Genomic DNA, 12,472 nt, shown 5'->3' with positions numbered 1-12,472 from the left:
AAGGAGATAAAAAGAACTCCTAAAATTAGAAAAACTTAATTATGAATAAAGTGAATAAAATTTTAATCCTCTTAGGTGTTTTTGCATTTGTAGTAGTTATTACTTCATGTGTTCAAGATGATGATTATGTTATCCCTAATTTATCTACTAATGAACCCGATGTTTCTCAAAATAATATCACAACATTTAAAGCAGTAGTACAACGCTATGTCTCTGCTGTAGATGCAGATGAAGATGGAGAACTTGACGATAACGAAAGAGGGAGCGATATTGGTGTTTTTGAAACCGATGAAGCCGATCTATATATAACTGGATACGTTGTGTCAAGTGATAAAGCTGGAAATTTTTTCGAGGAATTAATTATTCAAAATTATGCAGATGATAGTAACCCAGATGAAAACCCGCGCTTAGGGTTTAGGGTAGAAGTTAATGTTAGCAGTCTTTATAATACTTATGAGTTTGGACGCAAAGTATTTATAAAATTGAACGGATTAGCTGTTGGTGAGTCTAACGGAGTATTGGTCTTAGGAAAACCTGATGGAACTCAAGTGGGACAAATTCAAGCTTATGAATTTAAAGATTTTATAATGAGAAGTCCTGAAGTAGCAGAAATACTTCCAAAGATTACAACAATTTCTAACTTATCAGAATTAGACGAGAATACATTTATTCAATTGGATGATGTGCAAATTAACAGAAATGAATTAGATAAAACCTTTGCTGGAGATGTAAGTGATGAGTTTGATGGATTTAGAACTTTGGAGAGTTGCTCAGATAATAGTACTTTAATTTTACAAACAAGTACTTTTGCTGACTTTAAATCTCTCGCTGTGCCTCAATTAAGAGGATCTATTAAAGGAATATTTAGTCGGGATTTCAGAGATGATTTTAGTGTTCTACTTATAAATAGTAGAGCAGATATAACCTTTGACAGTTCTGAACGTTGTGATCCTATAGAACTAAGTTGTGGATTAGCATCAACACAAGGAACAAATAATTTATTTGCTGATGATTTTGAATCACAATCTATTGGTTCGCTTATTTCTGGTAATGGTTGGACAAACTATATTGAGTCTGGAACAGAAGGTTGGGAAGCCTATTTTTCCGGTGGTACAAATTCGTCTTTAGGAGTTTCGGCTAGAGTTGGTTCTTTTCGATCAGGAGATGCTTCTAGTGTTGCTTGGTTAATTTCTCCGGCTATTAATTTGGATGCCCAAGATAATGAAACCTTGGTTTATAAAACATCAAATAGCTTTTCTGATGGTAGTGACATGGAATTACTTTTCTCAAACGATTGGGATGGAACTACGGAAGGTATTGCTACAGCAACTTGGGGTATTTTAACAGATGGTTATATTACCCAGGATAGTGATTTCTTTGGGGCGTGGTTCGATTCTGGAATTGTAGATTTATCTTGTGCATCGGGAACCATGTATATTGCTTTTAAATATACTGGTAGTGGTGAAGCAGATTTTGATGGCACCTATGAACTGGATGAAATTAGCATAGATTATTAGAAAGGATATAATTTGGGAAAGCCTGCTTACTTGCAGGCTTTTTTATTTCTTAAAAACAGCATATACTGGAAAGTGGTCACTATAACCACCTTTATATTTTTTACCAACATAGGTTCTAAAAGGAGCGCCTTTAAACTTACCTCTAAATTGCTTTAAGAAATCTTCATCAAAAATATTAGCATTATAGTATTCAAATTCATCTTTAGAGCTTTTAAAAAAGTTGGTGGTAAAGAAAATTTGATCAAATAAACTCCACCGCCTATATCTAGAAACCGTTCCTCTATTATAAGAACGCATTGTTTCAAAAGGATTATATAACCCATGATTTTCAATCAATCTTATAATACTATTGTTGTGTGGTTCATCATTAAAATCGCCAATGATAACTATTTTAGAGTTGTTGTTTTGGGTTCTTAATAAAGTAATAATATGTCCAACTTTTTCTGAGGAAGCCAATCGTTTACTTTCACTTTCTTGGGTGCCCTCTCGTCTAGAAGACCAATGGTTAACAATGATATGCATAGGTTCACCATCTAGATTACCAGAAACTAACAGGATATCTCGGGTATAGTCTGTAGCACCATTGTCATTTGTTAATAATACCATGTATGATTCAGAATGAGAGACTTTAAAAGCAGTTTTGTCATACATTAAGGCAACATCAATACCACGTTCGTCAGGTGATTCGTAATGTACATAATCATAATCGTATTCATTCAAGTGTTTTGAGTTTAAAAGGTCTTGAATAACCTTGGCGTTTTCAACTTCGGCTAAGCCAACAATAGCAGGGTGTTTTCCTGTTTCTTTTCTTCCAATATTTGATATAGCAAATCCTAATTTTCTAAGTTTATTTTCATAACGTTTATCGGTCCATTTTTTAGCTGAAGTAGGTATAAAATCATTATCATTGGTATGTTGGTCTTTATAAATATCAAATAGGTTTTCTACGTTATAAAAGGCAATGGTTTGCATATTTTTTTTCAAGGGAATGTCACCAAACAAATCGCTCATATTCTAAAAAGTTGACCTCTAAAATATAAAATTATAAGTAGTTGTAATTACGTAACTTTGTACATTATTTACATTTATGATAGAGAAGAAGGACATAGCTTTAGAGAAGGCGGTTTTAATAGGTATTATAACTAAAGATCAAGACGAGGCGCAATCTAAAGAATATTTAGACGAGTTGGAGTTTTTAACTTATACAGCTGGTGGGGATGTATTGGCCCGTTTTACCCAAAAAATGGACATGCCCAATCCAAAAACTTTTATAGGATCTGGAAAAATGGAAGATGTGCGTCAGTTTATTGAAGAGAATGAAGTGGGTACTGCCATTTTTGATGATGAGTTATCGGCTGCTCAAGAACGGAATATCAGTAAAATATTAAACGTAAAGGTTTTAGATAGAACTAACTTAATCCTTGATATTTTTGCCCAACGTGCCCAAACGAGTTATGCTAGAACACAAGTTGAGCTGGCACAATGTGAATATCTGCTACCACGGCTTAGAGGTATGTGGACACATCTTGAACGCCAAAAAGGTGGAATTGGAATGCGTGGTCCCGGTGAAACAGAAATTGAAACAGATAGGCGTATTGTACGTGATAAAATAGCCTTGTTAAAGGCTAAAATTAAAACCATTGATAAACAAATGGCGGTGCAGCGAGGAAATCGTGGTAAAATGGTTCGGGTAGCACTTGTAGGATACACCAATGTTGGCAAATCTACTTTAATGAATGTGATTAGTAAAAGTGAAGTGTTTGCTGAAAATAAGCTTTTTGCAACTCTAGATACTACTGTTAGAAAGGTAGTTATACAAAACTTGCCATTTTTGCTAAGTGACACAGTTGGATTTATTAGGAAATTACCAACTCAATTGGTTGATAGTTTTAAAAGTACATTGGATGAAGTTAGAGAAGCTGATTTGTTATTGCACGTGGTAGATATTTCTCATCCTAATTTTGAAGAGCACATAGATTCTGTGAACAAAATTTTGGGAGAGATTGATAGTAGTGATAAGCCAACTATTATGGTGTTTAATAAAATTGATGCTTACAAATCTGAACCACTTGATGAGGACGATATAGATGCTGAAAGAACCAAAGCTAATTATAGTTTAGAGGAATGGAAAAACACTTGGATGAGTAAAATTGGCAACAATGCCTTATTTATTTCTGCTGTCAATAAAAGTAATTTAGAAGATTTTAAAAAACGGGTGTATGATGAAGTCAGAGAAATTCATATCACACGCTTTCCTTACAATCATTTCTTGTATCCTGATTATAATTATGAGGATATGTAGTAATGGAGTAATTAAAAAAGGGGCTTATTTCAAAATAAGCCCCTTTTTTTATAAACGTTTTAGCCTAGAATTTGTAGCTTAAACCTATTGTCCAATAGGTTTGTAAATCGTTGTCTACATTATCAAATGTGGCGTTGGGATCACCACCATCGGTTGGATCTAAATTTTGAATGTAATTTACAGCTTCCTGTTTATTGCTTCTCAAACCAAAATCAAAACCAATACCAATTACTTTCCATAGTTTATAACTGAATGAGTTAGTCCATGTCCAGTTAGAGTAATTACTACTTTTATAACTTTGGAATGTGGAAAGGTTTGATTTAAAGTTAATAGCTCCAATTTCTCTAGTATAGTCAGCTACAATTTTAGCTCCCATAGATGATTCAAAAACTGTATCACCACTGCTAAAAACAAAGTTATAGTTTAAAGGATGAATAACAACCACTAAGTTTTTTGTGGGAGTCCATGTTCCTCCTACACCCAAATCTAAATAACCAGGGTCATTAAAGTTATCTAATAAAGTAGTTCTGTATTCACCCATTCCTGAAATAGCAAATTTCTCATTCAATTTTCTTCCATAAAGTGATGATATATTGAACACATCTGTAGTAGGTTTGAAGCTGTCGTCATCATTAGGATTGTCTTTGTCATCCAATTTCACCCAATTAAGATTTGAGGTTACAGCATTTCTCCAAAAAAATTTTTCCTGAATCAAATTAGCAAATGCGTTAACAGTAAACCCAATATTTCCTGAACTATTATTTGGCGAGCCTTGTGCATACCAATTATTGAAGTTAGATAAACTTCCTCCAATGGTACCAAAAGCCCCTATTTTCCATCCTGGGAGTGCATCTATTTGACTTTGTAAAGCCTTTACTTCTTTAAGAGCCGCATCAGCTTCTGCTTGTTTTTCGGCTTTTTTAGTTTGTAATTCTTCTTTTGTTTGAGCGTTTATTGTTAAAATTCCAATAAACAGAAAGCATACTAGTAGTACTTTTTTCATTTTAATATTTGATTAATTAGGTTTTGTAAATATTGGTTTTTGACCCTTTTCTATAATAAAGTTACATTAAATTATTTGTTTTTGTAAAGTGGTACCGACGAACAAGCTTCGCCGTACATAATGGATTTTACAACAGGTTTTAGCTTATTTGTAAGCATAATATAAGCATTTTGAGGCACAGGTTTGTTTGAACAACCTTTAATAATAATGGGCTTATCCTTGTATTCATTAATATCTATATCATTAATGATATCTTGATAAATTGAAGTTTCTAATGTTTCCAAATTTCCAACAACAACTTTTTTAGCATATGGTTCTAAGTAAATACTTAAAAGCATAAAAGCCCATCCGGGAATGATAGCATCTGTACTACAAGTTAAGGCTATATAAGAATCTTGATATTGAACCCAGTCAAAAGTTTTGGCTTGTTTCCTAAAATCTTTTTCACGCAAAACAAAACCTTCAAAAAGCCAGTCTTTAATATCAAAAAGAATGCGCTTGCCTTTAGGGTAAAAGTCTTCAAGGTCTAAAGTGACTAACTTGCTATTCGCTACGCGATTTACTATTTCGTCTGCCATTTCTATTTTAAAAAATCTTTTCTTATTGGGGAAAAACTATCAATAAGCTTCACTTTCTCTGTGAGTGTCTGAACAGAATGATTTAAGTTTGAAGCTATTTTAATAACATCACCTTCATTTAAGGTATATTCTCGGTCTTCAATAAAAAATTTTAAAGAGCCACTAGCTACGTAAGTAATTTGTTCATGTGGATGGTTATGTGGTAAATCTGGTTCTTTCATTGGTCCATTAGAAAACTCAATTACAGTAACCATAAGTTCCTTTAAATGGATAACCTTTCTGTGAAGTGAAGAACTTAAAGTTTCTATATTTTCATTTTGTTTAACAACCTCTACCATTAATTAAGTATTATAACATCCCCAACTCTAACTTAGCTTCTTCACTCATTAAGTCTTGAGACCAAGGCGGATCAAAAGTAATTTCAACTTCGGCACTTTTTACAGCATCAAGTGATTTTACTTTTTCTTCAACCTCAAGGGGTAGTGTTTCAGCAACAGGACAATTGGGAGTTGTTAGTGTCATTAATATTTTGACATCGTAGTCCTCGTTTACAAAAACATCATATATCAAACCTAGTTCATAAATATCAACAGGAATTTCAGGATCGTATATCGTTTTTAAAACGTTTACTATTTTTTCGCCAAGGGCATTTGTGTCTATTTTTGTTTCGCTCATGTTTTGATGTTTAATCGTTTATCTGTTTATTTGTTTAATCGATTCAACGATTATACCCTTCAACAAATCAACTAATTTAATTGTGTTTGATACGCTATAGCGTACATCTTTAACTGCTTCACCATACTGACTAAACCATTGGCACGAGTTGGTGATAAATGCTCTTTTAATCCAATTTTGTCTATAAAACTGGTGTCTGCATCAATAATATCTTTGGGGTGCTGATTAGAAAAAGCACGAATTAAAATAGCAATAATGCCTTTGGTGATGATAGCATCACTGTCGGCAGTAAATTGCAATTTATCATCATTCATTTCTGCATGCACCCAAACTTTACTCTGGCAACCTTTAATAATATTGCTGTCAGTTTTGTATTGGTCATCAATTAAGGGTAATTCTTTTCCTAAATCTATCATGTATTGATAACGTTCTTCCCAATCGTCAAACATTGAGAATTCGTCTATAATCTCATTTTGAATTTCTTCAATAGTCACAGTTTCAAATTTTAAGCAAAAATACAACAACTAAAATTGCTATTCAATATTTTGGGCTGTTGATAAGATTTCTTTAACAAGATTCACTATTTCTGGATGTGGATTACCGTGGTCAAAAGTTGGGGTAATATAAGTTTTACCATCATAAATAATTTTTAGTGTAGCCATAGCTGCACCGTCATAGAGTCGTTTTTGAGAAGGGGCTTCTAAATTTTGGATGGCTTTAATATTAATGGTTTTAGTAGACTCCATTAATTTTTTCCATTGTTCATTATCGCAGGTATATTTAATTATGGAGCCATTTCTCTTATTTTGAACGGAAATGGACTTTTCGTTAACTTTTATATTTTGAAAATTTCCTCTAGAATGAGTTGTATATTCAAATGAAATTGATAAGGAATCATTTTCTAGTTTTATTGCCTGAATTAGGATATTGTTATCTCCTAATAGTTTTAAAATATCATCATCAACTGAAAAGGAGTTTAGTTTTAATAGTGCGTCCAAAATTTTACTTTCTACATCATTAAATTTAGGAGAACACATTCTCTTGGTCGAAGCCAATGGTCCCAATTTTAAAGTATTACGATCAATGGTATAGGGGCCGAAAAATCGGTTGCAGCCTGAGAACCCTGAAACCTGTTCAGTAGAATCGTTAAAAGCGATTGTAAGCTCAAATTCTGAAATATCTTTACCATTTAAAGTTATAATGTTATAGGTGCCATTCAACATGATATTTTGATTTAGTATACCGGAATTATCACATGTTTTTAATGAGATAATAGTGAAAAGCATCAATATCCATTTCATAGTAAAGTTAATTTAAAATTAAATTCACAAAAAAGACACCTAAGCACCTTTAAAATTATAATGTGGTTTTTTACTAATTTATTGTTATGCCCATGTTTTTTCTAAAACTATTTTCGGCATTAAATGTAGCCGCCATTCTTGCTTTTTGACCAATTGTAAACAGGTTCATGCAAGTGTCATCGGTGTAATCCATAAAGTTCATAAACATGTCATGTGAGTTACAACTAGTTGGGCCTGGATATGTATAACAACCTGTATTGTAGCTATCTGCTTCTGGAGTATCAACTACATAATCATCATAACCACAAGGGCCATCACCCCATATATGTCTAAGATCCATCCAGTGACCAATTTCATGGGTTGCAGTTCTGCCAGTAGAATATTGCGTGATGCCTACAAAGCGATGGTCAAGAACTATGCCGTCTGTAGACCAACTACCTCCTGGAAATTGTGCATAGCCCAAAATATATCCACCCATATAAGGCATACTATTTACCACCCAAATATTAAGATAATGTTCAGGATCAATAACATCACTTCCCCCAGATGAAGTAAATTTCATAGAATCATCAGGTCTCCAACTTCTTTTTTTGCTTTGAACCCTAACTACTCCAGCTAACTTAAAATTTACGCCAATATTTGCTTCAATACCTTGAAAATCAAGTGGTATATTTTGATTATTTGGATTGTTGGCATTAAAATCTTCTTGTAAAGCTTCTATCTGGTCATTTAATTGTGAATCTAGAATATTTTCTGAACTTGAACTATAAATGATATGAAATATTACTGGAATGGTATTAGTTCCTGAAAAGACAGTATAGGGTGTAATTCCATCAGTACCTGAACCACCACTGCCTCCTCCAGAACCACCGTTGCCTCCAGAGCCATTGCCTCCATTGCCTTTGCCAGGTTTTAAATTATTTTCAGAAATAAATTTACGAGTATTGTATTCAATATCATACATCTTTTTCTCTAGGTCAGGATTTTCATTTAGTAAACGATTTAAGTTTTCCATGGTAAAACAATTAAAAAAAGATTGTTCTCCATGCGCTACTTTAGCTGTACCGTTTGTCTTGGTATCGGTATAAACATAAAAATCACTCATATCAATAGAATCTTGAGTCAATTCTTGATTAGGGTTTTGAATGTCTTTATCACAACTAAGAACTAGAAGTACCATTACTAGAAAACCTAAAAGTAGTTTTTTCATTATACGTTAATTAAAATTAGTTAATGATGAAGATATTATTTTTAATTGACTTCTAGCGAATAATTCTGAGATGAGGATTAAAAAACCGATAAAAAGTTTCGTGATGTCAGAAAAGACAAGAATTAAGACAACATCATTTTAGCTTTTTTAACGCCTTCAACTAAAGTGTCAATTTCAGCCTTGGTGTTATAAAAAGCAAAGGAAGCTCTGATGGTTCCTGGGATTTTGTAGTAATCCATAATAGGCTGTGCACAGTGATGTCCCGTACGAACGGCAATTCCTAGTTTATCTAGAATAGAACCAACATCGTAAGGGTGAATACCCTCTAAATTAAATGATATCACCGAGGTTTTATTTTTTGCTGTACCATATATCTTTAAGCCTTCAATTGCTAAAAGTTTTTGGCTAGCATATTGTAGTAATTCATTTTCATATTTGGCTATGGTATCAAATCCAATACTATTCATATAATCTATGGCTGCTCCAAAAACAATACCTCCAGCTATGTTGGGAGTTCCAGCTTCAAATTTATGAGGTAAATCGGCATAGGTGGTTTTTTCAAACGTTACTTCGGCAATCATTTCTCCACCGCCTTGGTATGGTGGTAACTTTTTTAACCATGCTTCTTTTCCATAAAGCATGCCAACACCAGTTGGACCACACATTTTATGAGCAGAGGCTACATAAAAGTCAACATCTAACCCTTGAAGATCGGGTTTAATGTGTGGGCAAGCTTGGGCGCCATCAATTAAAATCGCAGCTCCACTATCATGTGCTTTTTCAATGATATATTCAATAGGATTTATAGTTCCTAAGGCATTCGAAATATGATTAACAAAAACCAACTTGGTGTTCTTAGAGAGTAATCTGTCATAAGCAGACATTACCAACTCACCTTCATCATTCATAGGAATGACTTTAAGGTTGGCTCCAGTGCGCTCACATAACATTTGCCACGGAACAATATTGCTATGATGCTCTAATGCCGAGACAATAATATCATCACCTTTTTTTAGAATAGATGAAAATCCGTTTGCTACAAGGTTAATTCCATGAGTAGTACCCGACGTAAAGATGATTTCATGTGAAAATTTCGCATTAAAATGTTTCTGGATTTTTTGTCTGGATTGCTCGTATAAATCGGTAGCTTCTTGGCTTAAGGTATGTACACCTCTGTGGATGTTTGCATTGTAATTATGATAGTAGTCTACAATGACATCAATAACTTGTTGGGGTGTTTGAGATGTAGCTGCATTGTCAAAATACACCAAAGGTTTACCATTAACTTTCCTTGAAAGAATGGGGAAATCTTTTCTTATTTTTTCAACATCAAACATGAGTAGTAGAAAGCCTTTTGTAGTAGACTTAGTTTATAAATCAAACCCAATATTTACACCCAACTTGTTGGCAATAATTTTGGTAATTCTAAGCTTTAATTCTGGAATTTTTACAGAACTTAAAACATTATTACTAAACGCATACATTAATAAAGCTTTGGCTTCTTTTTCGGGAATTCCACGAGAACGCATATAAAAAAGCGCACTTTCATCTAATTGCCCAACGGTACATCCATGTGAGCATTTAACATCATCTGCAAAAATCTCTAATTGAGGTTTCGTGTTAATGGTAGCTTTGTCACTGATTAGGATGTTGTTATTGGCCTGAAATGCATTGGTTTTTTGAGCCTCTTTTTCGACTATTACCTTGCCATTAAAAACCCCAGTAGCATTATCGGCAAAAATACCTTTATAATCTTGATGACTTTCGCAATTAGGTTCAATGTGGTGTACCAACGTATTATGGTCAACATGTTGTTTGTCTCCAATAATAGTAACACCTTTTAAAGTAGAATCAATACGTTCTCCTTCTTGATAAAAGTTAAGGTTATTGCGTGTTAATTTGCCGCCAAAAGAAAATGTATGAACAGAGGCGATACTTTCTTGCTTTTGTTTTATAAATGTGTTATCAATTAATGAAGCTTCTTGCGTATCGTTTTGAATTTTATAATAATCAATAATAGCGCGCTTTTTGGCAAAAATTTCAGTAACGCTGTTAGTTAATACAGGGTTACTCGTTAAACTTTGGTGGCACTCAATTATCTGCACATGAGAATTCTCTTCAACAACTATCAGGTTACGGGGTTGTAACATGGTAGCAGATTCGTTACCTGTTGAAAAATGAATAATCTGAATGGGCTTTTCAATTATTTTTCCTTTCGGAATATGTACGTAGGCACCTTCTTTTGAAAAGGCTGTATTTAAAGAAGATAAACTATCAGTTGTGGCAGCTTTATTGAAATAGTTTTCAATTACCAATCTGTATTTTGGCTTGTTTAATGCTGCAGACATTAAGCAAACATCTAAACCATCATGCGTTGTTTCAGAAAGATGTGATGAATACTTGCCATCAACAAAGATGATTTTATAACTGTCTATGTCGTGAATAAAATACTTCTCAACGTCCCTGTATTCAAGAGCATTTTCCTGTTTAGGGAATACACTATAGTCTTCTTTTAAAAGTTTGTTTAAAGAAGTGTATTTCCAAGCTTCATCTTTTTTGGTGGGGAAGCCTTTTTTCTCAAACATTTTTATGGCATCATTTCTAACATCGCTTACGTAAGAATCAATTTCTGATTGATTTTCGAATACTAAAAATGATGATAATAGTTTTTCTTTTAAGTCCATATTTCTTCTGTGTTCGGGGTTCAGTATTTAGTCTACAGTTCAGATGACTGCTAACTGTATACTGCCAACTGGTTACCAGCTAAACGCCTACTTCTTCTTTAATCCAATCGTATCCTTTTTCCTCAAGCTCGTGTGCTAACTCTTTACTTCCAGATTTTACAATTTTACCATCGTGTAAAACATGAACATAGTCTGGAACAATATAATCTAATAACCTTTGGTAATGCGTAATTACAATAACTGCATTGTTTTTGCTTTTGAGTTTGTTAACACCATTGGCAACAATACGAAGCGCATCGATATCTAATCCAGAATCGGTTTCATCAAGAATGGCTAATTTTGGTTCTAACATAGCCATTTGGAAAATCTCATTACGTTTCTTTTCACCACCTGAAAACCCTTCGTTCAATGAGCGCGATAAAAATTTTCTATCTATTTCAAGTAAATCTGATTTTTCACGGATTAACTTAAGCATATCTTTAGCAGGCATCTCCTCTAAACCTTTTGCCTTTCTAGTTTCGTTGATAGCTGTTTTAATAAAGTTGGTGACCGAAACTCCTGGGATTTCAACAGGATATTGAAATGAAAGGAAGATGCCTTTGTGGGCACGTTCATCGGCTTCTAGTTCTTCAATATCTTCACCTTCAAAAATGATGCTTCCTTCTGAAACCTCGTACTCTTCTTTACCTGCTATTACAGATGATAGAGTGCTTTTACCTGAACCATTTGGTCCCATTATGGCATGAACTTCACCTGCTTTTACCTCTAGGTTAATACCTTTTAATATACTCTTATCTTCAACACCTGCGTGTAAGTTTTCTATCTTTAACATATTTACTGGCTTAGTTTAATAACGTCATTATAATCATCATTAGGAAGTGCTTCAACTTTTAGTATTTCTATTATTTCTAATTTGTCTTCCCAAAGAATGGTTTCGTGTTTTGCTTTATTTATAATACCTCTAAGTTGAACCCTAACCATATCTGTTAGCTGGTTTTTTAAAGGTTCTGCTTTTTGATTTAATTCAAGCGCTTTTTCATTGATGATGACTCCATATATGAGTGTGTCTGTTTGTAAAACGGCAGCATCACCATGAAACACATAGTCGCCCGAAATTATTTTACCGCTTTTTTCTTCATGTTTACAACTGAGAAAAAATGAAAATGCACAAATAAAAAGAATGATTAGCTTTTTCATAAAAA

Annotated in this window: 14 protein-coding genes; 2 read left to right on the top strand and 12 right to left on the bottom strand. The window is 33.5% G+C overall.

Features of this window, described 5'->3' with window-relative positions:
- Positions 1-41: 41 nt before the first annotated feature.
- A complete protein-coding gene (locus DFQ02_RS02500) occupies positions 42-1,517 on the top strand; it encodes a DUF5689 domain-containing protein (RefSeq protein ID WP_116039394.1) in 1,476 nt (491 codons plus the stop codon).
- 42 nt (positions 1,518-1,559) lie between these two features.
- Here the strand turns inward: DFQ02_RS02500 and DFQ02_RS02495 are convergent, their stop codons facing one another.
- A complete protein-coding gene (locus DFQ02_RS02495) occupies positions 1,560-2,528 on the bottom strand; it encodes an endonuclease/exonuclease/phosphatase family protein (protein ID WP_116039393.1) in 969 nt (322 codons plus the stop codon).
- Positions 2,529-2,604: 76 nt separating this feature from the next.
- On the opposite strand from DFQ02_RS02495, the gene hflX reads away from it, so the two are divergent.
- Positions 2,605-3,819 (top strand): GTPase HflX, encoded by a 1,215-nt coding sequence (gene hflX / locus DFQ02_RS02490; protein WP_116039392.1) that lies wholly within the window; start codon positions 2,605-2,607, stop codon positions 3,817-3,819.
- A gap of 64 nt (positions 3,820-3,883) precedes the next feature.
- Here hflX and DFQ02_RS02485 read toward each other — a convergent pair whose 3' ends face one another.
- From DFQ02_RS02485 to DFQ02_RS02435, 11 genes are all read right to left on the bottom strand, one after another.
- Positions 3,884-4,822, bottom strand: a complete 939-nt coding sequence (locus DFQ02_RS02485; protein WP_116039391.1) for a DUF3078 domain-containing protein — start codon at positions 4,820-4,822, stop codon at positions 3,884-3,886.
- 71 nt (positions 4,823-4,893) lie between these two features.
- The gene (locus tag DFQ02_RS02480) at positions 4,894-5,400 is read right to left on the bottom strand and encodes a DUF2480 family protein (RefSeq protein WP_116039390.1); all 507 of its coding nucleotides are present in this window, start codon (positions 5,398-5,400) and stop codon (positions 4,894-4,896) included.
- Between the two features lie 2 nt (positions 5,401-5,402).
- Complete coding sequence (locus tag DFQ02_RS02475) at positions 5,403-5,738, bottom strand: cupin domain-containing protein (protein ID WP_116039389.1); 336 nt, start codon at positions 5,736-5,738, stop codon at positions 5,403-5,405.
- Between the two features lie 10 nt (positions 5,739-5,748).
- Positions 5,749-6,075, bottom strand: coding sequence for an SUF system Fe-S cluster assembly protein (locus DFQ02_RS02470; protein WP_116039388.1), 327 nt, complete (start codon positions 6,073-6,075; stop codon positions 5,749-5,751).
- Between the two features lie 71 nt (positions 6,076-6,146).
- A complete protein-coding gene (locus DFQ02_RS02465; RefSeq protein ID WP_116039387.1) occupies positions 6,147-6,569 on the bottom strand; it encodes a SufE family protein in 423 nt (140 codons plus the stop codon).
- Positions 6,570-6,608: 39 nt separating this feature from the next.
- Positions 6,609-7,376: an META domain-containing protein gene (locus DFQ02_RS02460; RefSeq protein ID WP_116039386.1), complete on the bottom strand. Its 768-nt coding sequence runs from the start codon at positions 7,374-7,376 to the stop codon at positions 6,609-6,611.
- 73 nt (positions 7,377-7,449) lie between these two features.
- Positions 7,450-8,586, bottom strand: coding sequence for a zinc metalloprotease (locus DFQ02_RS02455; RefSeq protein WP_116039385.1), 1,137 nt, complete (start codon positions 8,584-8,586; stop codon positions 7,450-7,452).
- Positions 8,587-8,708: 122 nt separating this feature from the next.
- Positions 8,709-9,923, bottom strand: a complete 1,215-nt coding sequence (locus tag DFQ02_RS02450) for an aminotransferase class V-fold PLP-dependent enzyme (RefSeq protein WP_116039384.1) — start codon at positions 9,921-9,923, stop codon at positions 8,709-8,711.
- 33 nt (positions 9,924-9,956) lie between these two features.
- On the bottom strand, positions 9,957-11,270 hold the full coding sequence (sufD, locus tag DFQ02_RS02445; protein WP_116039383.1) for a Fe-S cluster assembly protein SufD: 1,314 nt from the start codon (positions 11,268-11,270) through the stop codon (positions 9,957-9,959).
- Positions 11,271-11,349: 79 nt separating this feature from the next.
- Entirely contained in the window at positions 11,350-12,102 is a 753-nt protein-coding gene (gene sufC / locus DFQ02_RS02440) for a Fe-S cluster assembly ATPase SufC (protein ID WP_116039382.1), read from the bottom strand.
- Between the two features lie 2 nt (positions 12,103-12,104).
- Entirely contained in the window at positions 12,105-12,467 is a 363-nt protein-coding gene (locus DFQ02_RS02435) for a hypothetical protein (protein WP_116039381.1), read from the bottom strand.
- Between the last annotated feature and the right edge of the window lie 5 nt (positions 12,468-12,472).

Origin of the sequence: Seonamhaeicola aphaedonensis, assembly GCF_003386195.1 — a bacterium.
Lineage (GTDB): Bacteria > Bacteroidota > Bacteroidia > Flavobacteriales > Flavobacteriaceae > Seonamhaeicola > Seonamhaeicola aphaedonensis.
The sequence above is the reverse complement of the archived record's forward strand: the minus strand, read 5'-3'. Positions and strand labels throughout refer to the sequence as shown.

Coding starts and splice junctions, on each gene's coding strand:
- hflX (WP_116039392.1), top strand. CDS start 2,605: ATGATAGAGAAGAAGGACATAGCTTTAGAGAAGGCGGTTTTAATAGGT.
- DFQ02_RS02475 (WP_116039389.1), bottom strand. CDS start 5,738: ATGGTAGAGGTTGTTAAACAAAATGAAAATATAGAAACTTTAAGTTCT.
- DFQ02_RS02500 (WP_116039394.1), top strand. CDS start 42: ATGAATAAAGTGAATAAAATTTTAATCCTCTTAGGTGTTTTTGCATTT.
- sufC (WP_116039382.1), bottom strand. CDS start 12,102: ATGTTAAAGATAGAAAACTTACACGCAGGTGTTGAAGATAAGAGTATA.
- DFQ02_RS02460 (WP_116039386.1), bottom strand. CDS start 7,376: ATGAAATGGATATTGATGCTTTTCACTATTATCTCATTAAAAACATGT.
- DFQ02_RS02480 (WP_116039390.1), bottom strand. CDS start 5,400: ATGGCAGACGAAATAGTAAATCGCGTAGCGAATAGCAAGTTAGTCACT.
- DFQ02_RS02455 (WP_116039385.1), bottom strand. CDS start 8,586: ATGAAAAAACTACTTTTAGGTTTTCTAGTAATGGTACTTCTAGTTCTT.
- DFQ02_RS02485 (WP_116039391.1), bottom strand. CDS start 4,822: ATGAAAAAAGTACTACTAGTATGCTTTCTGTTTATTGGAATTTTAACA.
- DFQ02_RS02470 (WP_116039388.1), bottom strand. CDS start 6,075: ATGAGCGAAACAAAAATAGACACAAATGCCCTTGGCGAAAAAATAGTA.
- DFQ02_RS02495 (WP_116039393.1), bottom strand. CDS start 2,528: ATGAGCGATTTGTTTGGTGACATTCCCTTGAAAAAAAATATGCAAACC.
- DFQ02_RS02450 (WP_116039384.1), bottom strand. CDS start 9,923: ATGTTTGATGTTGAAAAAATAAGAAAAGATTTCCCCATTCTTTCAAGG.
- DFQ02_RS02435 (WP_116039381.1), bottom strand. CDS start 12,467: ATGAAAAAGCTAATCATTCTTTTTATTTGTGCATTTTCATTTTTTCTC.
- sufD (WP_116039383.1), bottom strand. CDS start 11,270: ATGGACTTAAAAGAAAAACTATTATCATCATTTTTAGTATTCGAAAAT.